This window comes from SAR324 cluster bacterium, assembly GCA_029245725.1.
Lineage (GTDB): Bacteria > SAR324 > SAR324 > SAR324 > NAC60-12 > JCVI-SCAAA005.
This window is the reverse complement of the sequence record JAQWOT010000149.1, coordinates 21728-46562: the sequence shown is the minus strand read 5'-3', so window position 1 is coordinate 46562 and position 24835 is coordinate 21728. Positions and strand designations below refer to the sequence as shown.

The following is a 24835-nucleotide window of genomic DNA, read 5'->3' as shown; positions in this document are numbered from 1 at the left end:
TGGAGGGCCGCAGGTCTACACCTCGAATCAGCAGGTTCATCTGCCAGTCGAGGTCATCCAAGCATGACACCAGCTGGTAGGCGACTTGTCCGTCACGACGTTGGATCACAAAATCGCCCATCTCGTCAGCGAGATCCAGTTCTTCCTGGCCGCTCGGCCAATTCTGCCAACGTACCATGGCTGCTGCTGGTAGCCGAATCCTCCAACTGCCGGGTTGTTCGGCAGAGTGTTGCTGCTGGCGGCAGGTTCCTGGATAGCAACCTTCCTCGCCAACAAGGACCTTCCACTGGCGACGACTACAGGTGCAGCGATAGAGTGCTCCAGCATCGTTAAGTTGTGTTAAACCTGATAGGTAGCGCTCTGTACGCAGCTGCTGGGACCAGCTTTGTTGGAGTGCAGCGACACTGCGAGGACCCTGGTCAGTATCCAGTCCAAGCCAGTCCAGTTGCTGGAAGATGTCTTCGATGTATTCAGGACGTACCCGAGCTTGATCCAGGTCATCGATTCGCAGCCACAGTTCTCCACCCAGATAACGAATCCAGAGCCAGGTCAGCAGGAAGTTGCAGGCGTTGCCGAGGTGCAAGTAGCCACTAGGAGTTGGAGCTAAGCGGCTACACCAGTGAATGGGCTCAGAGCTGTTCGCAGAGAGCTCGGATCTGGCCGCGGGCTTCTTGAGGCAGTCGTTGGAGCTGCTCTGTGAAGTCTTGGCCCTCCAGGTTCTCGAGAGTTTCAAGCGGTAAGTACTCACTCAGGAAATTATCCTCGCCCAGTGACTGAGCACCGAGTCCGAAGGTGATTGCGCCACCGGTCAGCAGCAGTACCCAGAAGAGCAGGCTGAAGCCTTGCAACAAAATTCGATAGGCCGCAAAGAGTCCAATCAGGGAACCAGTCGCCAGCATCGTGTAGGAACCCCAGGCAATATCAGGCATGGGTCAGTGTTTGTGAGGAGGTTGTGTCAGCGAGGGTGGAATACGGGGAGCAGAAACTGAGCAGGCTTCCTGCGAAACCTGCTCAGTGACAATTTAGACCTTACCTTGCAGAATGAAGGCAATCACGAGCGCATAAATCACGAGGGATTCGATCAACGCCAAACCGATAATCATCGGAGTGAAGATCTTGCCAGAGGCATTCGGGTTGCGGGCGATCCCTTCGAGGGCGCCGCGCATACAAATGCCTTGACCGATTCCACCACCGAGAGCAGCGAAGGAGATCGCCACACCAGCACCCATGGCAAAGCCGAAGGTGGCCAGTTCACCATATTCTTGGGCGTACAGTGGGGCTGCCAGCAGCATCAGAAACAGGATCAGCATGAGTCTTTTGTTCATGGAACTTCCTTTTGGTTTAGAACAGTAAGAGCGTGTACGGAACAGAACGAAGAGCCGATCAGTGAGCTTCACTCATGGCAACTTCAAAATAAATTGCAGACAGCAATACGAAGACAAAGGCCTGCAAAACACTAATGAGAATACCCAATCCCATGAAGGGAACGGGCAACCCAAGCGCCAGAATTGAGGAGAAGATCAAGACCACTTTGTGGTCACCGGTCATATTCCCCAAGAGGCGGATGGAGAGGGACATCGGCCGCACGAGGTGGCTGATTAATTCAACTGGGAACATCAAGGGAGCCATCAAGGGCATAGGGCCAATGAACTGCTTAATGTAGCTGGTGCCGTGCTGACGGATTCCAAGAGTGTGAGTCAGCAGGAAGACGACGATCGCAAAGGCAAAGGTGATGTTGAACTGGTCGGTTGGTGGATTGAATCCAGGGACCAGTCCGGCGAGGTTCAGGAACAGGATGAAGAGCCCGTAGGTTCCGAGCAAGGGAAGCAGGGGTCGTGGTCCGATACCGTGCTGAATAATGCCCGAGAGAAAATTGAGGATACCCTCGACAACGGTGACAGCAAAATGATCTTTGTCTAGTCTCCCGGAGGGTTCCAGCATCTGGGTTTCGCGGAAAGGTTTGCCAAGCCACCAAGCCAGACCGATCAGTGCCGCGGCAACGATAATCATGTCGAGGATCGGGCGTGGGTCAATCCCGATTGAAGCCAATGGTTCTGCCAATCCTCCGAATAGGAAGTTGGCCCAAGTGAAACCACCCTCTGCAGCAAAAGCCGAGGATGTTAGGGTCAGCAGGAACAATCCCGCTAGGTTCAGTCGTCGAAACATCAGTATCCCTAGGAAAGGACGTCGGAAGAGTCAGAGGATCTTGGTCGCTGGATGAGTGCGTAAGCGGTGGCGGCCAACAAAATGTTGGAGAGACCTAGCATTATCCCAACTGCATTGATGTCCAATTGGACGATCGCCACGTAGAGAACCATCATCGAGACGATGAACTTCGCACCATAGATCAGCAAATATAGTGGCCGTAGTTTTCGCTCCTCCAACATATTTAGGACGAAGCGCACAGTCCAGTGGAAGTTCAAACCAACAATTGCTGAACCTAGCAAGGATCCCAAGAGAAAGTCAAGGCCGAACAAGAGCGAGACAATTGCCAGGACGACGGATGCCAGGATCAGCAAATTTCGGAATTCTGTGGCTTTGCGGAAGCCAACCTGTAGGGCCTCGTCAGAGATTTCGGGGAAAGGTGAATTGGACATTCAGGTCTTGGAGTCAAAGTCATGAGTCAAGGGAGTCGCGGCGTCTTCTTGCTGCAAGCGCTTGAGCAGGCGATAGACACTGCGGTAACCAGCAGCGATGCCACTGGCCGTGAAAATAATCAGCATCCAGGGTCCAGTGCCGAAGAAACGATCCAGAGAGCTGCCAAGCAGGAGTCCAACAATCACAGAGAGACCCAACTCCAGGCCCATCGAACTGAACATCACCAAGCGGGGATTGAAGCGCGGCATGTTTGTCAGTCCTCATCCTTGCGGAATTTGAAGAAATACCACCAGGCGCCAATGCCTGCGATCACAGCGAGCACCAGGAAGTTCATTAACGAGAAGATCAGTTTGCCACCAACTAGGATGGCGGCAACACCGATCAGACCGTACATGATGGGGTTGCCCTTCTTCTTTTTCTTAGGCTTCTCCTGAGCGGGAAGTCGGGTGGTCGTTCCCGGCGCAGGCTTGCCACCAACCTGCTGGGTCAGGGTATCGACTTCACGGCGAAGTTTTTCCAAATCCAGTTCGTCATCCTGTCGGGCCATGGTCTCTTACTCAATGGGGATCAAGGGAAAGACGCAGGCGTTCCTGGGCCAGGATCTTGGCCAGGGCTTGGGCCTGATTGGAAAACAGATAGTTCACGCCTCGAGAGAGTTCACGACAGAAAGCTGGCCAGCTTCGAGGATAGCCAGTGCCAACGATCTTTCCCTGCTCCAGGTGACGCTGCACTTCGGTGTCGGGCATCAACAGATACTGTCCACCAATTCCACCAAAATTCTGACTGCTCACCGCCTCACTGATTTCTGCCACATTGAAGCCACCAACTAGTAGTACTGAAGCTTTGGGGAACGCAGACAATTTTTCATAGGTTGCTGGATCCAGTAGCAGGAAATGGAAGTGCTCTCCTGGCACGAGGCCTGCCAGAGTCTCTTGTAAGATCTCAAGTTGATGCTCCGGTTCCGGATAGTGTTCTTCCTTGATTTCAATCATCAGATGCTTACGCTCTCCCAAGTGCTGCACAACTTCGGAGAGGGTTGGTATCAACGGAAAGCGCTGGCGCAGTTCTGTTGAAGTCAGGTCTGCCAGTCGCTCAGAGTTACCAAAAACCCGTTGAAGATCTGGGTCGTGAAAGACCATCGGTACCAGGTCTTTGGTCCAGCGAATATCGAATTCTACCCCGTGAATGTCCTCGAAGCGCAAGACTGCTGCCAGCGAGGCCATTGTGTTTTCAGGGATACGGGGATCATCGTGCAGACCTCGGTGGGCGAAGACGCAGCAGGCGTTCCACTGCTCTGGAGTCGGCTCGGATGGGGTTGTCCAAGCGATGAGCCATTCGGCGAGATCGTGTAGGCGATTTTCAACAACCAGCGGCAATTCCACATCAATTCCAGCTAAAGTTTTTGGGGCAACTGCCGATAGCAGAAGAAACTGATCATCCCTACAAGGAAGAGAAATTTATGTACCGCCTTTGTCGAAAGATCGCTGCCGGACTATTGTTGCTCGGATTTGCTGTCAGCTGCAGCAGCTATGATCGCTTCCCCATCGCTTCTTTCAGCACCCGTCTCCAGGATGGAGATCGTCACTTGGGTTGGAGCCTGAATTATTTCAACAGTTGGCGCCGGGAGCGTCAACCCCAATACCTGCTGCTGGCAGAAGATCACACTGTTAATGCGATTGATGCTTTTTCCCAGTTGGAGTCAGATACGTCGCCACGCATCAACGAATATTATGTAGCTCGGGAGCGTCGAACTCGGGGATGTCGATTGTTGGCAGAACTGCAATTTGAAGCCATCAATCACGGTCAGGCCCTCCGTGGTATGACCCCATCTGGTTGTACCTACTGACCCAAAAGGCTCAGTAAGCGGCGCGTTCCATGCTGTTCCGCAGCCGCAGAGTGTCCTGGTAAAGTTGGTTCGCCATCTCCTTATCGCCTCGTCGGTGATGGAGGCGACCCAACTTGCTCAGTAATCGCTCCTCTCCTTCTACATCTCCAATTGCTCGCTTGATTTCAAGATGGCTGTGGCAGGTCCGCACCAGCCGATCTTCTTCCTTGGTTGTCTCCAGTGCCTGTTCCAACTTGTCATAGAGCCGATCCATCTCATTGCGATCCAGTTGCTGTCGAGCGTAGTTCAGCAGATCCTGCAGCAGGGGGATCATAGTTTCCCAAGCCTGTTCTTTCTCTAGTCCTTCAACAACATCACGAACCATGCGGGCAAGATCTTCTCCCTCCAAGCCATCCTTTTGCCGACGTACCCCATCGAGATGGTGGGCAGCCTGCTGAATCTCTCCAAGTTCAATCAAGGCCTTCACGTATAGCTGTAGATCCTCGGCCTGCGGCGTTCTTTTCAACTCCTGAAGCAGCTGAAGATGATTATCCAGGCTAACCTTGGCTTCCTGCCAGTTACGGGCACGAGCGAAAGAGCGAGCCATCTGCAGCAGAGCTTCGGCCTCGTCACGAGTTTCATCTGGTGAAGCCGAGTGCCCTAGAGTCTTCCCAAGGCCTTCATCATAGAGATCTTCCCTGGCAGGAGTTGGAGCTTGTAGCTGATGTGGCAAAGGAATGTAGGCATCTGAAAAAAGATCTTCGGTGCTGTCGGGAATCTCTGGCTGCCGGGAGAGACGTTGTTTAGAGAGGCTGTAAAGCGAACCAATATCTGAGTGACGTCGTAGGGTTTGGGCTCGTGGTCGTTCTATCGCAGTATTGTTGCGACGTCGGATAGTGACTCGATCCTTGGGAGGCGGAGGCTGTTGCTCTGCTGTCGCCAGTGCCTGTTCAAAGCCATCTGCGTCCACAGGCTCCGGCTCAGTTTGCACAGGTTGGTGCTTCAGATTAACGACTTTTATGGGTTCGTCTTCTGGTACAGGAACAAAGTTTCCTTGTTTGCGTTCGTTTTGTTCCAGATTCTCACGAAAGCGTGCAAAGACAGAGCTGTCCAAGCTTGTAAAGGTTTCGGCACTTCCAGAAGAAGCTGATTTCGGGGCCACTCTGGGTGATTCATCCGCAAAGGAGACCGTTTGTGAAAAACTAGTGGAGACAACTTCCATGTTTCGTCGCAGGATCCAGAGCAGCAGCATGAGCAGGATCCAGAGAGCAGCGGCTGCGAGAGTCAATTCCATGGAATGTTGGGTAGCAACCACGATTGCAACGGCGGCAAGGGTAGTGATGATTAGGTAAGCCTTCATCGTTGCTCAGTTGAAAGGAACGGCAGATTTCAAGGCAGTTTCGGGCTTATTTCATCCCGAAAGCCTGCAGATAGTGTTCATGGCGACTCCACTGCTTGAGTACTCGGACTTGTAGCGACAAATAAACTGACTGTCCCAGTAGAGTCTCAATACGTTGTCGGGCAGCAGTCCCAATTTTTTTTAGTTGTTGGCCCTTGTGACCGATGATGATCCCTTTTTGCGATTCACGCTCAACGATGATGTTGGCGACAATGTGCAGTCGCTTGGGAGTCTCTTCGAAAGATTCCACCTGAACGGCCACAGAGTAGGGAAGTTCCTGTTGCAGGTGGCGGAAGAGCTGTTCGCGCACCAATTCTCCGCAGAGGAACCGCTCCGAGGCGTCCGTCAGTTGGTCTTCCGCAAAGAAAAATGGATTTTCTGGCAGGCACTTCAGCAGCAATTCCCAGAGACGTTCCAAGTTGTGCGACTTGAGCGCAGAGATCGGAATCAATTCTGCGAATTCTGCGAGTTGACGATAGCGTTCCAAGCTTTGCAGAATCGCCTCATAGGGAAGGCCATCAACCTTGTTGATCGCCAGGATCGTGTTGCTAGCTCGGCCTTGCAGGTGCTGTAGGACCAGTTGGTCTTCTGCAGGGACATCTTGTCCGGGACGCAGAGGTTCAACAAGCATCAGGTTGAAGTCGGTCTCCTGCAGAGTCTCAACAGCGTAACTCACCATCTTTTGATTCATGATGTGACTGGAGGCATGGATGCCGGGAGTGTCGATGAAGATCAACTGTGAGGAACCGATGGTGCGGATGCCCAGTAGTCTATTGCGTGTAGTCTGTGGCTTGTTTGCTGTGATCGCCAGTTTCTGTCCGATTAGGCGATTGAGCAGGGTCGACTTGCCTACGTTCGGACGACCAATCAGGCCAATGAAGCCAGCACGGGTCAGGGAGTCCTGACCATCAGCCGAAGGGGCTGCAGGAGGAGCAAAGGTGATCATGTGCAGGAAACGAAAATTGTTTCAGTGCAAAATTGTAAAAAAAATAGAATTATAACGATCTGTTGCTGGGTTGCAAGGTCTTACTTTGGGATTTCTTCAGATAGAGGTTCCAAGTGCCAGCGCCAGGCAATCAGTGCAGCGAAAATCGCCTGACGAATCAAACCGCCACTGACCTGGTCAAACAGAAGGGTTGGTGGAACTTGTTGGAAGTAGACAAAGGCGGGGGTGAATTCAGCCACAACAAAGAGGAGTGAGGTGAGCACAATCCAGAGTTCCAGCGGTTGACGGGTCAGGGTCAGGCAGACAGGCAGCAGCACCAGCAGCAACAACCAGCCTCTCAGCAGCAGGAAGACCAGCTTGGCTTCGATGGAGGTCGGAGGAAGTTGCAGGAAGTTCTGCAGTTGGGTCCACCAGGAAGACAACTCCCAGTTGGCCTGAATCAGTGCTTGTGTACCCAGGAAGAGCAGAACGTAGACAACTCCCAGCCATAGCATTTCGAGCAGACGTTGCCGATCAAGGACTCCTTGACGCAGTCTGCGACCCAGCCGATTCCAGTCGAGCAAGCGTTGTGTGGGAGGTAGCAGCCAGGGAGCGACCAGTGCTACCAACAGGGCAGCACCAAATTCTCCTAACAAGAGCCCTTGCGCCACCTCATCCATTGGAGTGCCCAGGACCATTCCCTCCAGCAACTTTCCAGTTGGTCCAATTCCTAATAACAGTAGCAGGATGACTACGGTACCAACGCTACGAGTCCAGAAGATTGGTTTGACAATAGGACGCAGGGTGAAGCCGAGCAGCACCCCTGCGAGAAAGAGCAGGTTGAAATCGAAGAGAGCAGCTTGTTCCGGCAAAAATAAAAGCAGTAGCCCCATCCGTGACAGGGCGTAGGCAGCTCCTAGAGCCGTGGGCGCAACGTACTTGCCGAGACCTGATTCGTTCACACCCCCTCAGCGTCGCTTACCGCCCTGATGAACCTGAAACCTTGGCTTAGATCGGGAGCGAGGGGCTTGCAGTGCTGGAAAGATTTCACTCCAGTAGACTCCAATTCCCCAGCCAAGAAAGGCCCCAACTACAGGAGTCAGAACTGGGTCTCCTCCTGGGATCCATGAATATCCCCAATAGCCGGCTGCTGCACCAAGGACGGCACTAATGCGTACATAGTTATTCTGAAAGAGCAGGTAAACGATGGCCCAAATTCGTTGCATTGTTGTCTCAGTGCGGAGGGAGAACAGAGAAATCGAGGACCTGGCCCTCGAGATTGAGATGAACTTTGAAGCGGATCGGTCGACAGCAGACCTCACAGTCTTCGATTGTGTCCAACTCTACTTCCGAAGGATCCAGCAAGATGGAGATACGTTGCCAACAATAGGGGCAATCGAAGAATTGTTCAATCATGAGCGTGCCTGTTGTTGCTGATCGTAACGCTTGCGTTGTTCTTCGTGAACCAGCACTTCATAGGCTTCACCAAGCAGTCGAGTCATGGACTCGGCTTGCTGGCGGATCCAATCGAACTCAGCATTTTGATGTCGGTCTGGATGGTATTCCTTCAGCTTCTCATGATAAGCCTTCCGAATTTCACTGGCCGTTGCCTTCGGAGAAATGCCCAGGAGTTCGTAATAATTTTGTCCGACGGCAGAGGTTCGTGAAGAACCAGGCTGTTGCCGTTCCTGTTGCTTTGATTGTTGTTGCCGGCGTTGTTGTTGCTCTTCTGCACGCTGGCTTGTGCGGGCCCGCACGTAGAAGCGCAGGCTGCGCAGGGTTTGCTGAATGAACAGTAGTTTGCCCACAAGTTGTCGCAAGGGAGCCTGTTTTTCCAGTGCCTGTCGTTCGATCAGATTGATCTCAGCTTCAAAGTCCACCAGCCGCATAGCGTGCTGGCGTTCTGTATCCTTGCGCTGCGCCAGCCGCAACAACTCTCGGGTCTTCCGTAGGGTCTCCTGAAAGTGTTGCTCATCCAGTGCTTGTTGTTCGGCAGCCTTGCGTTGTTCTTCCGCTTGCGCAGCAGCTTGTGCTTCTGCATAGGCTCGTGCACGAGCTTGCTGTCGTGGATCTTCCTGAGACATCCAGTCTGCGATGCGTTCCCTGTATTTCCAACCAAACCAGCCTAGCAATCCTCCAGCAAGCAACAGCATCAGCAGGACTACCAGCAGAACCAGGCGTGCGTTGGTTTGCTTGGCCTCAATTTCTTCGAGTAGTGACTGAACTTGTGAGTTGTTTGGATCTTGTTCAAGCGCCATCAGCAGAAAAGTTCGAGCACCTTCCCAGTTTTGGGAACGCATTTCCTGCTCAGCACTCTGAACCCGCAACTGTACTCGGATTTGTTGTTCGGCCAGAGCCAGTTGGCGTCGTGCTTCCGTATAGAGTGGACTGTCCTTGGGGACCCGCTTGAATTGGGAAATGGCAGCATCGTACTCTCCTTTTTTGAGTAGCTGCTCTCCCTTACCAAGTTGAATTTCCTGCTCTTGTTGCTGCATCCTTTCCCGCACGGCGAGGGCTTCTGCATTTTGAGGGTCGATACGTAGGATTTCCCCCAGCAGTCTTTCAGCTCGCAGCCAATCCTTTTCCCGTTCCGCATTGCGCAACTGCTCCACTTGCAATTCAAGCGAAGATGGTCCCGTGCTGGTTTCAGCTGCTTTTGAAGTTGCTAGGGCAACCGGAGTGTCTAGTTGGTTGCGATAGCGTCGAGCGGTTTCGTTGGCGCCACGATCCTGCAATTGATGGATGTATTCTTCCGGGCTCTGGTGTTCCTTGGTCTCAAACAATTGAACGCTGTCATAATCCGCACTGGCCAGGTAGGCTCCGGTGGGACTCCTTGCAATGCTGCCAGCGCCGTAAAGCAGCAATTGTTGTTGTTCTGCGCCCTCTCGATTAAAGATGTGCGCCTTGGTAGTGTCTCCCTCTGTTGAGATGACCGCTAGTTTGTCACCTGGTAGCGGTAGCAATCGCTCTGGCTTGGACTGGTTGGAAAGTTCCAATTCAGGACGATGCTCTTGCAGGCGGGACTCCGAATTACCCCAGAGCAGGTTACGCTCTTCGTCGATGGAAACTAGTTGTTGGTCTGTTGAGAAGTGGAAATCCACTGGAGGCAACAAATGGTAATCAAGCGGTGGCAATACCTGTTGGCGCTGAGAATCTACCAAACGAATTCCAGTTTGATTGGCATGGCTAACTGCAATGCGTTGCTCGTTGGGGCTGAAAGCAAAGTGCTTTAGAGGTTGGTCGGTCTTTTCACCTGTCCAGAGTAAGCGCGAGGAGTAGGGTGGTTGTGCATCTAGTTCGTAGAGTTGCTGTCCCTCACTCCAGCGCAGCAGATCTTTCTGTTGGCTAAAGTCGGCCTGTCCTACCGGTTGCTGAACAGTTCGTTCCCAAATGCGTTGTTGCAAGGCAGGCAATTCTGCATCACGACCAGGCAGATCATCGACTTGCCAGAGTTCGAGTCGCTTATCTCCACCTACGAACAGTTGTCGTCGAGTCGGATGAAAGCTGAGATGAGTTAACTCATTGCTAGCAGAGCGCAGGTTGCCTAGAATCCGACCGCTACGTCGGTCACGGAATTCTACAACAGTATCATCACCATCTTGCATTCCCATGGCAAGGATTGCTTCGTCGGCACTGATTGCCAATTGACGCACAGGACGCTCGGAGCGGATCTCCTGCCGCAGTTGTAGAAAATCCTGATTCCCCAGAGCAAGCGGAGGCAGGATCAGTCCAAACAGTAAGGCAAGGGCGATCAGTAGACGAGAGGGCGGCATGCGAGATCCATCAGGAATTGCGAAGCAGCTCGTCAAAGTAGTGAATCGTGTGACGGAGACCTTCCTTCAGAGGCACCGTGGGTTCCCAGCCAAGTTGATCCTTGGCTAGTCGAATGTCTGGTCGGCGGCGACCAGGATCATCTTCACGGGCAGGCTGATAAGTAATTTGGGAGCGAGAATTGGTCAATTCCATGACTTGTTCAGCCAACTCCCGAATCGTGAATTCTCCAGGATTCCCCAGATTGATGGGTCCGGGACAGTTCTCCTGCTGCATCATTCGTAGGATTCCTTCAATCAGGTCACTGACATAGCAGAAGGAGCGAGTCTGCTGTCCATCACTGTAGAGCACCAGCGGTTTGTTGCACAAGGCTGCAACTATAAAGTTACTGACCACTCGCCCGTCTTCCGGATGCATGCGAGGGCCGTAGGTGTTAAAGATTCGAATGATCCGAGTATCTACTCCATTTTGACGACGATAGTCACTCATTAGGGTTTCAGCGACTCGTTTGCCTTCGTCGTAGCAACTGCGGGGACCAATAGGATTGACAGATCCCCAGTAGTCTTCGGTTTGAGGATGGACCTCTGGATCTCCATAAATCTCAGAGGTGGACGCCTGTAGGATACGCGCCTGGACTCGCTTTGCCAGTCCGAGCATGTTGATCGCACCGAGAATGCTTGTCTTGGTGGTTTTCACTGGATTGTACTGGTAATGTACAGGTGAGGCTGGGCAGGCTAGGTTGAAGATCCAATCGACTTCCAACAGAATTGGTTCAACCACGTCATGGCGAATGAATTCGAAGTTCCGATGGTCCAGCAGATGAGCGATATTGCGCTTGTTGCCAGTGAAAAGATTGTCCAGAGCCAGCACGTCATGGCCCTGCTGGATTAGTTGCTCACAGAGGAAGGAGCCGAGAAAACCCGCGCCACCAGTGACTAAAACACGTTGAGACATGAAGTTGGGTAATAGAGTGTCTTGGGAAATTTCATGAAGGGTTTACCAAAAATCTTGAAAAGGTAACACAGTGCTGATCAAACTCCAAGTGCTGCTGTAGCCACTGGATTTTCATTGCACCTTAGCCCTGCTTTTCGTACGCTTCAATCTCTAGCATATTTTATACTGCGATTTAATTCTCCCCCTTCTGATGGCTGAGGCGTCCGTGTCGACCGACCAGCTTCATTTCGACCACCTGCTTGCGGAACAAACCATGATAAACGAGGAAAAGCGCAAAGACCTGGAATCGGCAATGAGCCAGATCGAAAGACAGTTTGGTAAGGGCTCCATCATGAAACTTGGAGACCAAGCACTAAACAAAGTGTCCGTGATTGGCTCTGGTAATCTGGGCTTGGATATTGCGCTAGGAGTTGGGGGCTACCCCCGTGGACGGATCATTGAGATCTATGGCCCTGAATCATCAGGTAAAACGACCATGGCACTCTGTGCGGTTGCAGAGGTACAGCGGGCTGGTGGTATGGCTGCTTTCATTGATGCAGAGCACGCACTTGATATCAGTAATGCTCGACTGCTGGGGGTCAATGTGGAGGAATTGCTGGTGGCTCAGCCAGACTACGGAGAGCAGGCCTTGGAGATTGCTGAGCAATTAGTCCGTGTGGGTAAGGTGGATATTGTCGTGGTAGATTCGGTGGCTGCGCTGGTTCCAAAAAGTGAACTTGATGGAGACATGGGAGATTCTCATATGGGACTCCATGCTCGTCTCATGTCACAAGCTCTGCGTAAGCTGACAGGCTCGGTTTCAAAGTCGCACACGATCTTCATTTTCATCAATCAGTTGCGCTCCAAGATCGGAGTGATGTTTGGCAACCCAGAGACAACTACTGGGGGCAATGCGCTCAAATTCTATGCAAGTGTTCGCTTGGACGTCCGAAGCACCACTAAGATCAAGCAGGGCGACGAAGTTCGTGGTCATCGGATCAAGATCAAGGTTGTTAAAAATAAAGTAGCTCCTCCTTTCCGCAATACGGAAGTCGACCTCATCTATGGAGAAGGGATCTCCCACTTGGGTACGATTCTCGACTATGCGACAGAAGGCAACATCGTACAGAAGAGTGGAACTTGGTTCTCCTTTGACAAGGAACGTCTGGGACAGGGCCGAGACAACGCAATTCGTTTTCTGGCAGAGCACACAGAGATCGCCCAGGTGATCGAGAGTCGGGTTCGTCAGTTACATGGGTTAATTCCACCTGATGCAGAGAAGCCAACAGAGGAGGAGGCAAAGGCTGCCAGTGACTGAGGTTTCTCCAGGGCAGTTTCTGCAGGGACCATGTCCATCTCTTGCCCTGTCGGAACTGCCGTTTCTCACTCCTCCGCCTCTGTTTGATGTTCGTACCGCTGAAGAATACACCCAGGGACACATCCCTGGGGCTCTCAATCAAGCGCTGTTTGACCATTTTGAACGATCTACGATCGGGACACTTTACAAGCAAGTCAGTCCAGAGTCTGCGATGGCTGCAGGGCTGCGCTATGTCGAGCCGCGTGTGCAGCAATTGGTGGAAAGTTTTCAGCCCTGGCAGAAACAACCACTGATCGTTTACTGTGCTCGTGGTGGAATGCGGTCAGTTTCTGTAGTGCGTCTGCTCAACAGCAAAGGTTTCACTGCGCAACAATTGCGAGGTGGCTACAAACACTATCGCCAACATGTTCTGCAAGCTCTTGAACAGTGGTCGCCATCCCTGATCGTGCTACACGGTCCCACCGGGGTGGGCAAGACGCTATTGTTGAAACAGCTGCCAGATCATCTGGACCTGGAAGACTTGGCACAGCACCGGAGTTCGTTGTTTGGTGGCATCCACCGGCATCCACGAACTCAGCGGCAATTTGAGGGACTACTGCACCAGGCAAAGCTTGCTCTCCCAACGGATCGCTCATTTTTCATCGAAGGAGAGAGCCGCAAGGTCGGTCCGGTGTTCATCCCAACACCGCTGGCCAAGGCAATGCAGAAAGGTCAGAAAGTCCTGCTGCATGCTTCGCTAGAAACACGAATCGATAGGACTCTAGCGGATTACCTTGTTGAAGATGAGGCAACGGTTGCAGAAGTTGACCAGATCTTGCAGTCCCTGCGCATGGCATTAGGTCGGCAGCTGGTGGATCATCTGCGCGACTGTTTGCGGCAAAATCGGTTGCGTGAGTTGGTAGCGATCTTATTGAACGACTACTATGACCCGCGTTACTATAATTCAATGAAAAACTATCACTACGCGGCTGAGTTCTCGGCAGAAAATCTGGATCAAACCGTAGACGATCTACGGAAATTTCGAGATGACGTCGCGGCAGCGTCCGGATGAACATGGCAGTTCTTGTACGCTGGCTCCAAGGAGCTATACTAGGGTGTGGATTCTGTTTGACCACTCTAAGCGCCTTGGCCACTCCTTCAGATCAAGTACAGACCCCTTACGGGTCTTTCCCGCTGGGCGAGATAGCTCCCTTCCAACCAGATCTTTCTTCGAACACACCCAAGCTGGGTCGTTCGGTCTCTCTTCCCCCATTGCCCGACTTCAATCCACTCAGTCGAGAGCCCTTGCAGGTCAGCTTCTTCGATCAGATCGGTCGATACTTCGAGACCACACTGGAGAGTTTCCAGAATGGGGACTTTGCACTAGCACGAGATCGGTTCTACGAAATCATCGATAAGAAGATGAACAGTCGTTGGGCTAAACCATCAGGATTCTGGCTGGGCTTGTCCAGAACTCAGCTTGGAGAATTCAAGGCTGCTGTAGATGACCTGCAGGGTTGGCTACAAACTGACTCAGAACAAGTACCCGGATTGAGATCTGCAGCTTACCTAACATTGACCTGGTTGATGGCAAGGCGTGGAGATTGTGCGGAGAGTGAGGTGTGGTTGGGTCGATTGCGGGATGTCGGACAAGCTAGTCGAGAGTACTTGCGGGAAGGGACCCGTATCGAACTCTACTGTGCAGCCCAGACGAAGCCCGCCCAGGTCCCAGCAATTTTTACACAACTGCGTCAGGATCCTGGCAACGCACAAAATCTGGTTCGTTTTGTTGCAGAGGAAGCCTCTTATCAGTACGAACGGGCGAACTGTAATCCTGTCCTACGATTACGGGAAGAGTATTTTGAAAAATACTATAACTATTCTGAAATAGAGGAGCTTGCTGCCATGTCAGCCTGGTGTCGCTGGCAGCAGCAGGATTGGGAAACCTTAGGTCAAGAAGTTCAGGCCCTGGCAAAGCGAGGGTTGCGCGATGAAGATCAATTGTCTCTGCTCCAACTGGAATTAGCACTACGAAAACAAGACGAGAAAGAAGTTCGTCGAACCATGCGCTCTCTGCGCCAGCGAGAGCTACGTCGTGAAGGAGCCTATCGAGCGATGTGGCATGCCGCATCCTGGGGATGGTGGGAGTTTTTGTTAGATTTTCCGCTGCCTGTTGAAGAGTTTGCGCTACACTCCAGGGTAGAGGAATTTCGCTTATTAAGAGCCCAGGCGCTTCAGGAAACGGGGAAGCCAGAACAGGCCCGTCAAATCTTTGAGGAACTGCTGGTTTCCCCTGATTTGGCGACCTCTCTGAAGGGAGAGGTTATTTATCGTCTCGCATATCTGGATTTATCAGAAGGTCAGACAAAACAAGGTTTTGAACGCTGTCAGCGGGTGACTCAGGAGTTTGTGGAGTCAGCTCGGTTAGGTGATTGCTATTTTTGGCAAGCAGCTCTGGAGGATCCGAAGCGTAATGAGAATCAGCGTCGTGCAATCGGCCTGACACTCCGGCAAGTTCCAGTAGAGGCAGGCCGTGAGGAAGAGAAAGCGCTGATCCGGATCGGTTTGTCCATGCTGAATGAAGAGTGGCTGGAGGCCCAGAAAGAAGCAAAGACTCTGGTAGATGCGGAGCCACCATCACGCTACCAGGTTCGTGCCTGGCAGTGGTTGGTTGCGATTTATCGTGGCTTGGAGCTTCCGGAAGAAGCGTTGAGAGAACTGGATGCGCTACTTAAGGCTCATCCAGAGGCTTTGAACAAGGATCTGTTGATTGAGCAGGTGCTGTTGCTACGGGATTTGAATCGTCGTGAAGAGGCCCTGCAAGTTATGCTCAGCCATCCGGAAATCCTTGATCTGGAGATGCAGCAACTACAATTGAGCTTGTTGTGGGAGTTGGAGCTTTGGGAAGGCTTTTTGGAAAAAGCCCTGCAGATGCTGCCTCAAATGAAAGATCCCAAGGACCAGGCTGAGTTATACTTCCGGCGTGGTCAGGCATACGAACAGATCAAGGACCCACTGAAAGCCCTACCAGCGTATGAACGTTCACTGCAAAATGTTCTGAATCCTACTTGGGGAATTGAGGCCAAACTAGCGATTTTGCGCCTGTACTACGGATTGAAGGATGTGCGTTTTACAGAGCGTTCAGAAATCTATTTGAAGGATACTCGTTTCAAACCAGAACAAGAAGAGCAGATTCGGAACTGGTTGGTTGAGCGCTACGAGTACGTGGGAGAACCAGCGAGAACAATTCCACATCGGCAGGGCTTGATTCGACTATGGGAGGATCGGTTACGCAATAATCTTGAGCCGGATCAGGCTGCGCGTGAACAGCGGATGCTCCGCATTGGCAAGGAATATTTGAATCTTGGACGACTCGGTGCGTCTGGAGCCTGGGAACAAGCAGAGAGCTGGTCTGCTCAGTTGCGTCGCAGTGAAAATCCATTGATCCAGCGAGAAGCGCTATTGTTAGGTGGAGAAGCTGCGGCTGCGCTGAAAGCTCATGAACGTTCGGTTGCTGCTTACTTACAATTAACCTACTTCCATGCGGAAGGGCTGAACGAAAATCAAAAGTTCACTGCCTGGCAGCAAATGGGACTTAGCTACGAGGCCTTGGGGCGGATCAATGACGCGAAGGCGATCTACAGCAAGATCAGCAAAGAGCTAAGCGATCCGCAGATGAAGCAGGCTGCAGCCAATGCTCTGCAGCGATTGGAAAGTAAGTAGGAAGGGATTGCATGGCTTTTGTGATTGTGGTGCTAGATGGTCCCACAGGAGTTGGTAAGAGTACGCTGGCGCGTCAATTGGCTGAACGCAATCAGTTGCTCTATGTCAACACCGGTTCAATGTTTCGTTGCTTGGCTTGGAAGTGGAACCGTCTAGACAAGCCAGAAAACGAGGAGGCATTGCAGGAGCTTGGTGAACAAACGCAGATTGTGCTGGAAGCAGATGGACGAGTGTTTTGTGATGGTGAAGAGATTAGCTCTGCGATTCGTACCGAGGAGGTTTCAGCACTAGCCTCTCAGGTGAGCCGCTTTGTACCGATTCGGCACGCACTCAAGTTTCAGCAGCGTCAGCTGGTAGAGCAAGCAAAAATTGGAGGTGTCTACCGAGGGGCTGTGCTAGAAGGACGTGACATTGGTACCGTCGTTTTGCCACAGGCCGATTGTAAGTTTTTCGTTGAAGCCAGTCCAGAGACCCGAGCACGTCGACGCTTTGCCGAATTGCAGGCCAAGGATCCCAGTGTTCGTTTCGAGGAGGTCTTGGAGGCCCTGAAGCAACGAGATGAGCAGGATCGTAATCGTAGTGAAGCCCCTCTGTGTAAAGCAGCTGATGCAATCTTGGTGGATACGAGTAATTTGAATGTTGAGCAGGTGTTGTCTGTGCTGGAGCAGCATCTGCTACCTTTCCTTCTTGCGGAGTCTTCATGAAAGCGGTGATTCTGGCTGCGAACTACAGTCCACGGTTGCTGCCGTTTACAGCGACTCGTGCCAAGCCAATGATTCGGATTGCAGGCCGCCACATCTTGGAGAGTATTCTTGATGGGCTGCATAACGCTGGAGTTCATGAGGCCTTAGTCGTAGTACACCATGAACAGCAGGCTCTACGAGATCATTTTGGGGATGGAAGTGACTTCGGAATGGGTCTCGAATACGTGGAACAGCCAGAACTACTAGGTATTGGTCATGCGCTCTCCTGCTGTGAATCTTACCTGAAGCGACAGCCTTTTCTACTGGTCTATGGAGATGTGCTGGCGGATGGAAATCCTGTTCCCCAACTACTGCGAGCTTTCGCTGAAACAGGCCGAGAGGTTGCGTTGGTGACCCTGCCTCGCAATTCTAATGAATACGGTAACGTCTATCTAGACAATGAGATGAAGATCCGCCGCTTCATTGAGAAGCCCCAGGGACGCATGCAAAGTAATTATGTCTTTGCCGGTGGATTTGTTCTAAAACCGAGAATCTTTGACCTGCTGCGCCAGCATGATCAAAGCATTGAAGCGTGTTACCAATATCTGGTTCAGAATGATGGCTTGCAGGCGGATCTCTGGGAGGGCACCTGGATTGATGTGATCTACCCGTGGCACATCTTGGAAGCAAATCAGATGATGATGAGTGCCTGGCGCACAGCGCATATTCACCAGAGTGCCAGAGTGGCTGGTAACGTTCAGTTGGAAGGGCCGGTGGTGATCGAGCGAAATGTTGTGATTGAGAGTGGTGCAGTACTCAAGGGTCCGTGCTTCATTGGAGAAGGCTCTTACATTGGAAATAATTCGTTGGTACGAACCTTCAGCGCCATCGGCCCAAACTCAGTAGTCGGTTATGGCTCAGAGCTCAAGAACTGCGTACTTTTTGGAAAGTCTGACCTGGGACGCCTTTCTTTCATTGGGGATAGCGTGATCGGGGAGGGGGTTTCGCTTGGTACAGCGCTGACCACGGTGAATCATTTTTCAGATGGAAAAAATATCGTGGTCTCTACTGCCAACGAATCCGTTGATTCTGGCTTGCCCAAACTTGGAGCGTTCATTGGAGATGGAGTACGCATTGGTGCCCGACAAACACTGGCGCCCGCAACGATAGTTCCAGCAGGTAGCTTCATCGAAGATAATATTTCCCTACGTGGCTGGGTTCCTGATAATCAGAAGGAGTCCTGAAATGTGCGGAATCAGTGGAATGATCAACGCAAAGAATGTGGCTCATCCTCTCTATGCCTCAATTCGCAATCTAGAGTACCGAGGATATGATTCGTGTGGAATGGCACTGCTGGATGTGGGCAAGATCCAGACTCGCAAGAACACCGGAGGGGTGGAAGAGGTCAATCAACGGGAACGTCTCACCCAACTCAGTGGGCGCCTTGGCATTGCCCATACGCGTTGGGCTACTCACGGAGTGGTCAGTCGGGCGAATGCCCACCCGCATCTCTCAACTAACGAGGCTTTTGCGGTTGTGCACAACGGTATCTTTTCAAACTATCAAGACTTGCGGGAGGAACTGGAAGTGGAAGGAGTACCGTTCTGTTCGCAGACGGATACAGAGGTATTTGTACAACTGTTGGCCCGTCACTATGAGCGATTACAAAATACTGAGCATGCATTTGTGGCGGCCCTGGAACAAATGGAAGGCTCTTTTGCAATTGTGATGATCTCAGTACATGAGCCGGATCGACTCTTCTGTGCTAAGCGTGATTCTCCTCTGATTTTAGGGTTGGGCGAAGACAGCAACTACGTTGGCTCGGATATCAATGCCTTTCTAGAGTATACCCGACGGGCGGTAATTCTGGATGATGACGAATATGTCATTCTGACGCAAGAGAGCTATCAGATTCGTAGCCTGCGTGACGGTCAGCAGGTCGAGGAAGATATCCTGCATATTGACTGGGATGCAGAGACAACCCGCAAGGGTGGGTTTGCCCACTACATGCTCAAAGAAATCTTTGATGAACCTCAGACCCTGCGTCAGGCGCTGAAGATTCCAGATGAGGAGATTCGAAAACTAGCTCAAAAATTTGTAGAAGCACCACAGGTGTATCTCGTTGGTGTGGGAACAACTTTCTATGTGGCACAGCTGGGACAGTATTTTTTCTCACAACTGACTGGGCGCTACTTCCCAGCCATCAGTTCTGATGAATTTATCGATATTGCTGGTGTGCAGGCACAAGATTTGGTACTGGCAGTCTCTCAGTCTGGAGAAACCTACGATACCAAGATGGCGCTTAATTTTGCTCGCCAGCGTGGTGCCAAGACAGCAGCAATCGTTAATGTGATGGGGTCCTCGATTGGGATGCAGGTCGGCCAGGTCATTATGCAGGGGTCTGGACCAGAAATTTGTGTGGTCTCCACCAAGGCCGCGATGGCACAGACCCTGATTTTACTCCGAACCGCTGTGGAAACTGGTCGCCAACAAGGTACTTTGGATAACCAGCAGGTCGATTCCTTCCTCGTTGCTGCGGATCGTCTGCCAGACCTGATTCAGGATACTTTGAACGAACAATCTGGCTTTTTGAGGAACGTTGCTCGCTCCACCAGTTGGGTTCCAAACTGGTTGTTTCTGGGATGTGGACAGTACTATCCGGTAGCGATGGAGTCGGCCTTGAAGATGAAGGAAGTAACCTACCAGCATGCGGAAGGGATGCCGGCAGGATTCCTCAAACATGGTACTCTTTCAATGATTGAGAAGTCAGTTCATTCGCTGTTTTTTGTACCACTCCCGGATCAGCAAGACTTGCATCGTAGAACACTGATTGCGATGGAGGAGATCCGAACCCGAGGAGGAACTTTGGCCGGTTTTGTTTTTGAAGGAGATCGGCATGCCCGTGAGGTTCTCGACTACGCAGTAGAACTGCCTACAGTTCATCCCTGGTTAGCGCCGCTACTCCAGATGACTATGGCTCAATTGCTTTCCTACTACGCAGCGCTTGATCTGGGGCGTAATATTGACAAACCTCGCAATCTGGCCAAGTCAGTGACGGTTGGATGAGCACTGAAAGCACTCCTCCTACTTTTTCTCTCCTGGATTGGCTGCAAGAGCATGCTCCAGTGTTTAGTGAGGGTAGCCTAGTCCCAATTCTACAAAAGTTTGGTTTGCCAGAAAACCAGCCGTTGTACCTGGCCAATCTGGAGCAAATGGATTGGGTTCGTGCCGCCTACAAGAGCTACCAGCGAGCGGGTGCAGATTTTTTTCGTACGAACACCGCTGGTGCCAATGTCCTTGAGCTAACTCAGCAAGGCATTGAAGATCGAGAGGAAGCTATCAATAACAACGGCATGGCTCTTCTCCGTGAAGCCTTGGGACGAGTTGTCAGCGCTGGTTTGTTACAACAGGCTGAGAGTCAGTCAGAGTTGGGTGAGCATTTGGTAGAGCGGGTCTATGGACCTCCAATCGTGTATCTTTCAGATACAGGGGCAGATTTACTCTGGGCAGAAGGCTTTACCCGCCTGGAGGAACTGCAGCAAGTCGCTCGCTTGGCACGGCGGAGCTTTCAGCGAGATTGCTTGCTCCATCTACGCCTGGCACCTGATATTCGGTTGGGTGAGCAACTAGAGGGACTGCTCGAAATGGTTCAGTTGGGACGTACCATTGTCGGGTTGCACGCTTCTGCTCTGCAACCTGGCTTAGCCGAAGATATCGAACAGTTGGTGGGTGAGTGTGGGGTGGTCAGTGTAGTGCTGGATGAGTTACCACAGACGGAGCAACAGCCAAGTTCCTGGTTTCAGCGTAAGGCAGAGCAGCTACTGGAGCAGGAAGTAGCAATCCTTGGATTAGGGGCAAACACCACCCTGGAGCATTTGCGCTGGTTGCGTGATTTCCGGGATGGAAGTGAATCGACCTAAGCGGTTGCGCTCTTCAGTGATTCCAAAATCTGTTTGACGTTGGCCCGAACGGTCTTGATGTCCAGGTCCCCGCCATCCTGAAAGTAAGGGTGTTCACTGGGCTCCATACCAATCCGCTTCATAACCTTGGTAATGAAGGCGCGTTCTTCGTCTTCAAACACTCCATCAGCACCGGCCACCAGAGCGAGAGTGTCCACCAAAACACTTTTGGCCTCATCAGACTGAATTTCCTCCAATAACGACCCAATTGAGGTCTTGGCTTTCATCGCAGCCTGCTCTTCCTTCGTGACCCCGATCGCCTTGAACAGGGTCATCAATACTTTTTTCTCCGAATCCGCAATATCTCCGTCAGAGCGGGCGAGATGGCTGACGATGGAGATGATGTCCAAATACTCTTGACGATTGACACTCATTTGACCTCACTGTCTGTAGGGAAATTCTTAGATAGAGGGAAATGTTTATATCGAATTTGAACTATGTCGTAAAGCAGGAATTCCGCCAACAGGAGTGGAATGTCTCTAGATGAACGCTATCATCCTGACTGGCCAGTGATGTCAAGGTGGGTTCGTCAAGAGTTTGGTAATCGCTGCGCACGCTGCAAATTATCTGGCGATGAGGATGCTATTGCCCTCCAAGTTCATCATATTGACGAGAATCCAGGCAATAATGCCCTAGAAAATTTAATTCCTCTTTGCAGTCGTTGCCATTTGCAGATTGAAAAGGAGGCTCGTCAGCACGCACCCTACCAGCATCAGCAGACAGAACTGTTTGAAGATTCTTCATATTCTAAGGCTCTAGGTGAGCTTCGCAGCAAAGCTCTTGCTCAACAATCTCAACAAAACACAAAGACCTCTGAAGACTTCGAACAAGAGGAGTGGGAGTGGGAGCAGGAAAATCATTGAAAACACCTCAAAAGTTTGTGGGTTACTTTGGGGCCTGGGGTTCCACATTACTCACGCTCTTCTTGCTGATAAGTGCAGGAGGAGTCTGGTGGTGGCAACAGCATTCCAAAGATGAGGAGTATGATCTTTCACGAATTGGTAACGGACGACCAGTTGTAGTCCAGGTGCATGATCCAACATGTGTTGTTTGTCGCCAACTCCAACGCACAGTTGCCAGTTTGGAGGAGGAGTTTCAGGCCGATTTGGATTTTTTGATTGCGGATCTGAGTCGTCCAGAGGGGCAGGCTTTTGCGAATCAGCAGCAAGTTGGGAGAATTACGCTGGTCTTCTTCGCGCAGGATGGGCAACGCTTGGGGGCTCTGGAGGGTCTACAGGAACCAGAATTTTTACGAAATTTGTTCGGTGAACTGCGCCCTTCAAATTAGATCGAGCAACAATGTCATGGCGATGGAAGGAGGAATGATAAGGAGAGAATATCCAACCCAGCACAGGATAGGCTGAGATAGCCGAGAGAATAGAAAGCCTAGGATCATTGGCAGAATTACCAGCAGCAGAATGATCCGTAGCATTTTTAACAGAGAGATTGGATCAGCAGAGATTGGATCTCCTGATCCAGTTGCTCTGCACGGAAGGGTTTGGTCAGGGTGCTTTGGATTCCCATCGCCAGTGCCTGTGTCGCAAATTTTTCGGTAGGAACACCAGAGATAAGTAGGACGGGAATCTTAGCTAGGACAGGTTCCTGCTTCATTGATTGGAAGAGGCTGATGCCATCCATTTCTGGCATATGATAGTCAGTGATGACTAGATCAACGGGTTGGGATCGCAATAATTTCAGCGCTTCCACGCCATCAACGGCCGTGCAGAGATTTTGATAGCCAAGCTGATGCAGCATTCTTTCAAGAATGGTCCGGATGAACTTGTAGTCATCCACTAGGAGTATAGAGGCATCGTAGTGCATACGGTGCTTAGAAGACGGGTGCTGCTGGAGCAACACCCGGTGGAGGGATTAAACGAACTTGAAGATGGCTCCGAGTTCTTCTTGGATCTGGCGGGTAGCATCCCAGTGATCCTTGCCCTTTTGCAGGAAGGCCTCCTTGGTACTCTTGCCCATCTCTTCCTCGAAGACTTTGCGGAAGCTCTTCGAAGCGAGGAAATCCGTCTGAATCACGTAGCGTACACCTGCTTCGTAAAGCTCCAGTGCTTCATCGTGAGAGGAAGTAGTTGCGATAAATGGTGTGTCCGGAGCATGCTCAGCCAAGTAAGCCGCAATGCCCAACTCCATTTCCTGTCCCTCAACAAGGCAGGAGACGACAACTTTCGCTTTCTCAAAAGCAAACTGCTTCCAGACATCTGGATCTTCCATATCTGCATAAAGTGGGACGATATTTGATCCCTCTTTTTTTTGGAAGAACTCCGTGATCTCTGGATCCAAGTCCATCATCAGAACCTTCTCACCTTTCTCTGCGTAGTGCCCTGCGATCTCAGCAGCTAACTCATTGTAAGAGAGAACCACTACATGATTTTCAAGTGCAAAATCTCCTTCCAGTTCGTAGTTGGAACTTCGCTTGTCAATGAAGCGCAATGAGCCACGCAGCATGTTGTAGAGAGTACCTAGGTAGAGATGACTGATCGCTGCAAAGAACATTGAGAACAGAACTGTCAAGGTAACTAGCGCGAAGACATAGTCACTGAACAAACCAGTTTCACGACAGATCAATGCAATGATCAAGGAGAATTCCGAGCAGTGATTGATTGTACCACCCAGTAAAAATGCGGGACGTCCCTTAAGACGAGTGGCCCAACCTGTGATCAACATGGCAACTGGTTTGATAACCAATACGATGACCGCAAGCACAACCGCCATGCTGAAGGCACTACCCATTGCTCCAGGTTCCAGTGTGACCATACGGAAACCCAAGGTAAGGAAGAAGAGAATCACCCCAAAGGTTTTCAGTGGATTGACCTTATCCTCAATTTCCAGTTTCTGCGGAATGATTCCGAGGAAGACACCGGCGAAGAACGCACCACCTTCCTGGGAGAAGCCCATAGTATCACACACAGCTGCTACCCCCATACAGTAGCCCAGCGCGGTGACAAACATCAGTTCCGGTGACTCACTGAGGAATTTGAAAACTTTCTCCAGAACGTAGCGGGATAGCGAAGATAAGACTGCCATCAGAACTAGCATCTTGATGAACGCCATCCCCATGCCTGTAATACCACCAGCATCACGCATCTGGCCTTCCAGCAGGACAATCGCAACCACAGCTACCAAGTCCTGCAGCAGCATGATTCCACCAGCCAACTGACCGTGCAGCGATCCTTCTGAGCCAGAGTAGCTTAGGGCGCTCTGGGCCACCAGAGTTGATGATAGGGAGAGGCAAATAGCAACGAAGAAGAGACCTTCGGTACCAATACCATTGATGATGCCCCCAGCCAATAATAGCATCACGACCATCACAACTACCAACTGGCCGATACCGTTGTAGAGTACCAATTTGCTGCGGTTCGTGATCTCTCGCAGGTTGACACTCATTCCCGCCATGAAGAGTAGTAGAACGATACCAATTTCAGCAAAGCCTTCGATCAGAGGGCCGTTGGCGATTGCCATTGCTGCTTCACTACCAGCTACCAATCCACCCACAGCACCCGCCACTACAAAAGCGAGAAGAATTGGCTGATTGAAGCGAGTCAGGACCATCGAGATCAGCATTGCGCTACCAAGCAGCAAGCCAAGGGACATAATCAGGGCTCCACCACCTGCCGCGTAGACAGGCGTGGCCATCACGAAGAGTGTGATGAAGAGCACTCCCAAGGAAGTGCGTAGTTTTTGCCAAAGGTTCATAGTCATTCTCTCTG

The 24835-nt window shown here is 51.5% G+C and carries 28 protein-coding genes; 10 read left to right on the top strand and 18 right to left on the bottom strand.

Going from position 1 to position 24835, the window contains the following annotated elements:
* The 8 genes from P8O70_07580 to P8O70_07545 all read right to left on the bottom strand — a co-directional run.
* Positions 1-583: glutamate--tRNA ligase family protein (locus P8O70_07580; GenBank protein ID MDG2196739.1), on the bottom strand; the 583-nt coding region annotated here is incomplete at its 3' end.
* A gap of 46 nt (positions 584-629) precedes the next feature.
* A complete protein-coding gene (locus P8O70_07575) occupies positions 630-929 on the bottom strand; it encodes a hypothetical protein (GenBank protein ID MDG2196738.1) in 300 nt (99 codons plus the stop codon).
* Between the two features lie 93 nt (positions 930-1022).
* The gene (atpE, locus tag P8O70_07570) at positions 1023-1325 is read right to left on the bottom strand and encodes an ATP synthase F0 subunit C (protein MDG2196737.1); all 303 of its coding nucleotides are present in this window, start codon (positions 1323-1325) and stop codon (positions 1023-1025) included.
* 58 nt (positions 1326-1383) lie between these two features.
* Positions 1384-2166: a F0F1 ATP synthase subunit A gene (gene atpB, locus P8O70_07565; GenBank protein MDG2196736.1), complete on the bottom strand. Its 783-nt coding sequence runs from the start codon at positions 2164-2166 to the stop codon at positions 1384-1386.
* 8 nt (positions 2167-2174) lie between these two features.
* Entirely contained in the window at positions 2175-2597 is a 423-nt protein-coding gene (locus P8O70_07560) for an ATP synthase subunit I (protein ID MDG2196735.1), read from the bottom strand.
* Entirely contained in the window at positions 2598-2846 is a 249-nt protein-coding gene (locus tag P8O70_07555; protein MDG2196734.1) for an AtpZ/AtpI family protein, read from the bottom strand.
* A gap of 5 nt (positions 2847-2851) precedes the next feature.
* The gene (locus P8O70_07550) at positions 2852-3145 is read right to left on the bottom strand and encodes a hypothetical protein (protein MDG2196733.1); all 294 of its coding nucleotides are present in this window, start codon (positions 3143-3145) and stop codon (positions 2852-2854) included.
* Positions 3146-3155: 10 nt separating this feature from the next.
* Positions 3156-3980 carry a glycerophosphodiester phosphodiesterase gene (locus P8O70_07545; GenBank protein ID MDG2196732.1) on the bottom strand — a complete coding sequence of 275 codons (825 nt, stop codon included), beginning with the start codon at positions 3978-3980 and terminating at the stop codon, positions 3156-3158.
* A 77-nt stretch (positions 3981-4057) separates the two neighbouring features.
* Here P8O70_07545 and P8O70_07540 point away from each other — a divergent pair, with 77 nt between their 5' ends.
* Positions 4058-4444 (top strand): hypothetical protein, encoded by a 387-nt coding sequence (locus P8O70_07540; protein MDG2196731.1) that lies wholly within the window; start codon positions 4058-4060, stop codon positions 4442-4444.
* A gap of 10 nt (positions 4445-4454) precedes the next feature.
* Here P8O70_07540 and P8O70_07535 read toward each other — a convergent pair whose 3' ends face one another.
* The 7 genes from P8O70_07535 to P8O70_07505 all read right to left on the bottom strand — a co-directional run bounded on the left by P8O70_07535 (position 4455) and on the right by P8O70_07505 (position 11472).
* A complete protein-coding gene (locus P8O70_07535) occupies positions 4455-5783 on the bottom strand; it encodes a hypothetical protein (protein MDG2196730.1) in 1329 nt (442 codons plus the stop codon).
* A 46-nt stretch (positions 5784-5829) separates the two neighbouring features.
* A complete protein-coding gene (gene era / locus P8O70_07530; GenBank protein MDG2196729.1) occupies positions 5830-6768 on the bottom strand; it encodes a GTPase Era in 939 nt (312 codons plus the stop codon).
* 80 nt (positions 6769-6848) lie between these two features.
* Positions 6849-7709, bottom strand: a complete 861-nt coding sequence (locus P8O70_07525; protein MDG2196728.1) for a hypothetical protein — start codon at positions 7707-7709, stop codon at positions 6849-6851.
* A gap of 6 nt (positions 7710-7715) precedes the next feature.
* Entirely contained in the window at positions 7716-7973 is a 258-nt protein-coding gene (locus tag P8O70_07520; protein MDG2196727.1) for a hypothetical protein, read from the bottom strand.
* A gap of 7 nt (positions 7974-7980) precedes the next feature.
* Positions 7981-8163, bottom strand: a complete 183-nt coding sequence (locus P8O70_07515) for a CPXCG motif-containing cysteine-rich protein (GenBank protein ID MDG2196726.1) — start codon at positions 8161-8163, stop codon at positions 7981-7983.
* Positions 8160-10520: a DnaJ domain-containing protein gene (locus P8O70_07510; protein ID MDG2196725.1), complete on the bottom strand. Its 2361-nt coding sequence runs from the start codon at positions 10518-10520 to the stop codon at positions 8160-8162. Before P8O70_07510 ends, P8O70_07515 begins: the two co-directional genes overlap by 4 nt.
* A 10-nt stretch (positions 10521-10530) precedes the next feature.
* On the bottom strand, positions 10531-11472 hold the full coding sequence (locus tag P8O70_07505) for an SDR family oxidoreductase (protein MDG2196724.1): 942 nt from the start codon (positions 11470-11472) through the stop codon (positions 10531-10533).
* Between the two features lie 253 nt (positions 11473-11725).
* Between P8O70_07505 and recA the strand changes: the two genes are divergently transcribed.
* The 7 genes from recA to P8O70_07470 are packed head-to-tail and all read left to right on the top strand — an operon-like array spanning position 11726 to position 21074.
* Positions 11726-12769: a recombinase RecA gene (gene recA / locus P8O70_07500; GenBank protein ID MDG2196723.1), complete on the top strand. Its 1044-nt coding sequence runs from the start codon at positions 11726-11728 to the stop codon at positions 12767-12769.
* Positions 12762-13820, top strand: a complete 1059-nt coding sequence (gene mnmH, locus P8O70_07495; protein MDG2196722.1) for a tRNA 2-selenouridine(34) synthase MnmH — start codon at positions 12762-12764, stop codon at positions 13818-13820. Before recA ends, mnmH begins: the two co-directional genes overlap by 8 nt.
* A gap of 2 nt (positions 13821-13822) precedes the next feature.
* Positions 13823-16471: a hypothetical protein gene (locus tag P8O70_07490; GenBank protein MDG2196721.1), complete on the top strand. Its 2649-nt coding sequence runs from the start codon at positions 13823-13825 to the stop codon at positions 16469-16471.
* An 11-nt stretch (positions 16472-16482) separates the two neighbouring features.
* On the top strand, positions 16483-17175 hold the full coding sequence (gene cmk / locus P8O70_07485; GenBank protein ID MDG2196720.1) for a (d)CMP kinase: 693 nt from the start codon (positions 16483-16485) through the stop codon (positions 17173-17175).
* Positions 17172-18398 carry a sugar phosphate nucleotidyltransferase gene (locus P8O70_07480; GenBank protein MDG2196719.1) on the top strand — a complete coding sequence of 409 codons (1227 nt, stop codon included), beginning with the start codon at positions 17172-17174 and terminating at the stop codon, positions 18396-18398. The genes cmk and P8O70_07480 overlap by 4 nt, the downstream gene beginning before the upstream one ends.
* A gap of 1 nt (position 18399) precedes the next feature.
* Positions 18400-20220 (top strand): glutamine--fructose-6-phosphate transaminase (isomerizing), encoded by a 1821-nt coding sequence (gene glmS / locus P8O70_07475; protein ID MDG2196718.1) that lies wholly within the window; start codon positions 18400-18402, stop codon positions 20218-20220.
* Entirely contained in the window at positions 20217-21074 is an 858-nt protein-coding gene (locus P8O70_07470) for a homocysteine S-methyltransferase family protein (GenBank protein MDG2196717.1), read from the top strand. Before glmS ends, P8O70_07470 begins: the two co-directional genes overlap by 4 nt.
* Here P8O70_07470 and P8O70_07465 read toward each other — a convergent pair.
* Positions 21071-21487 carry a TerB family tellurite resistance protein gene (locus P8O70_07465; protein MDG2196716.1) on the bottom strand — a complete coding sequence of 139 codons (417 nt, stop codon included), beginning with the start codon at positions 21485-21487 and terminating at the stop codon, positions 21071-21073. The two genes, P8O70_07470 and P8O70_07465, sit on opposite strands and share 4 nt — an antisense overlap.
* A 99-nt stretch (positions 21488-21586) precedes the next feature.
* On the opposite strand from P8O70_07465, the gene P8O70_07460 reads away from it, so the two are divergent.
* Together P8O70_07460 and P8O70_07455 are read left to right on the top strand one after the other, a co-directional pair.
* Positions 21587-21976 carry an HNH endonuclease signature motif containing protein gene (locus P8O70_07460; GenBank protein MDG2196715.1) on the top strand — a complete coding sequence of 130 codons (390 nt, stop codon included), beginning with the start codon at positions 21587-21589 and terminating at the stop codon, positions 21974-21976.
* Positions 21973-22401 carry a thioredoxin family protein gene (locus tag P8O70_07455; protein MDG2196714.1) on the top strand — a complete coding sequence of 143 codons (429 nt, stop codon included), beginning with the start codon at positions 21973-21975 and terminating at the stop codon, positions 22399-22401. The genes P8O70_07460 and P8O70_07455 overlap by 4 nt, the downstream gene beginning before the upstream one ends.
* Positions 22402-22547: 146 nt before the next feature.
* Here P8O70_07455 and P8O70_07450 read toward each other — a convergent pair whose 3' ends face one another.
* On the bottom strand, positions 22548-22934 hold the full coding sequence (locus tag P8O70_07450) for a response regulator (protein MDG2196713.1): 387 nt from the start codon (positions 22932-22934) through the stop codon (positions 22548-22550).
* Positions 22935-22982: 48 nt separating this feature from the next.
* Entirely contained in the window at positions 22983-24827 is a 1845-nt protein-coding gene (locus tag P8O70_07445) for a cation:proton antiporter (protein MDG2196712.1), read from the bottom strand.
* Positions 24828-24835 lie beyond the last annotated feature (8 nt).

Bases quoted from the DNA above. Each gene is read 5' to 3' on its own strand.
- P8O70_07445 (MDG2196712.1), bottom strand. From the start codon at position 24,827: ATGACTATGAACCTTTGGCAAAAACTACGCACTTCCTTGGGAGTGCTC.
- P8O70_07505 (MDG2196724.1), bottom strand. From the start codon at position 11,472: ATGTCTCAACGTGTTTTAGTCACTGGTGGCGCGGGTTTTCTCGGCTCC.
- P8O70_07575 (MDG2196738.1), bottom strand. From the start codon at position 929: ATGCCTGATATTGCCTGGGGTTCCTACACGATGCTGGCGACTGGTTCC.
- glmS (MDG2196718.1), top strand. From the start codon at position 18,400: ATGTGCGGAATCAGTGGAATGATCAACGCAAAGAATGTGGCTCATCCT.
- atpE (MDG2196737.1), bottom strand. From the start codon at position 1,325: ATGAACAAAAGACTCATGCTGATCCTGTTTCTGATGCTGCTGGCAGCC.
- atpB (MDG2196736.1), bottom strand. From the start codon at position 2,166: ATGTTTCGACGACTGAACCTAGCGGGATTGTTCCTGCTGACCCTAACA.
- recA (MDG2196723.1), top strand. From the start codon at position 11,726: ATGATAAACGAGGAAAAGCGCAAAGACCTGGAATCGGCAATGAGCCAG.
- P8O70_07555 (MDG2196734.1), bottom strand. From the start codon at position 2,846: ATGCCGCGCTTCAATCCCCGCTTGGTGATGTTCAGTTCGATGGGCCTG.
- P8O70_07560 (MDG2196735.1), bottom strand. From the start codon at position 2,597: ATGTCCAATTCACCTTTCCCCGAAATCTCTGACGAGGCCCTACAGGTT.
- era (MDG2196729.1), bottom strand. From the start codon at position 6,768: ATGATCACCTTTGCTCCTCCTGCAGCCCCTTCGGCTGATGGTCAGGAC.
- P8O70_07470 (MDG2196717.1), top strand. From the start codon at position 20,217: ATGAGCACTGAAAGCACTCCTCCTACTTTTTCTCTCCTGGATTGGCTG.
- P8O70_07490 (MDG2196721.1), top strand. From the start codon at position 13,823: ATGGCAGTTCTTGTACGCTGGCTCCAAGGAGCTATACTAGGGTGTGGA.
- P8O70_07520 (MDG2196727.1), bottom strand. From the start codon at position 7,973: ATGCAACGAATTTGGGCCATCGTTTACCTGCTCTTTCAGAATAACTAT.
- P8O70_07460 (MDG2196715.1), top strand. From the start codon at position 21,587: ATGTCTCTAGATGAACGCTATCATCCTGACTGGCCAGTGATGTCAAGG.
- P8O70_07465 (MDG2196716.1), bottom strand. From the start codon at position 21,487: ATGAGTGTCAATCGTCAAGAGTATTTGGACATCATCTCCATCGTCAGC.
- P8O70_07550 (MDG2196733.1), bottom strand. From the start codon at position 3,145: ATGGCCCGACAGGATGACGAACTGGATTTGGAAAAACTTCGCCGTGAA.
- P8O70_07540 (MDG2196731.1), top strand. From the start codon at position 4,058: ATGTACCGCCTTTGTCGAAAGATCGCTGCCGGACTATTGTTGCTCGGA.
- P8O70_07535 (MDG2196730.1), bottom strand. From the start codon at position 5,783: ATGAAGGCTTACCTAATCATCACTACCCTTGCCGCCGTTGCAATCGTG.
- P8O70_07515 (MDG2196726.1), bottom strand. From the start codon at position 8,163: ATGATTGAACAATTCTTCGATTGCCCCTATTGTTGGCAACGTATCTCC.
- P8O70_07450 (MDG2196713.1), bottom strand. From the start codon at position 22,934: ATGCACTACGATGCCTCTATACTCCTAGTGGATGACTACAAGTTCATC.
- P8O70_07510 (MDG2196725.1), bottom strand. From the start codon at position 10,520: ATGCCGCCCTCTCGTCTACTGATCGCCCTTGCCTTACTGTTTGGACTG.
- cmk (MDG2196720.1), top strand. From the start codon at position 16,483: ATGGCTTTTGTGATTGTGGTGCTAGATGGTCCCACAGGAGTTGGTAAG.
- P8O70_07480 (MDG2196719.1), top strand. From the start codon at position 17,172: ATGAAAGCGGTGATTCTGGCTGCGAACTACAGTCCACGGTTGCTGCCG.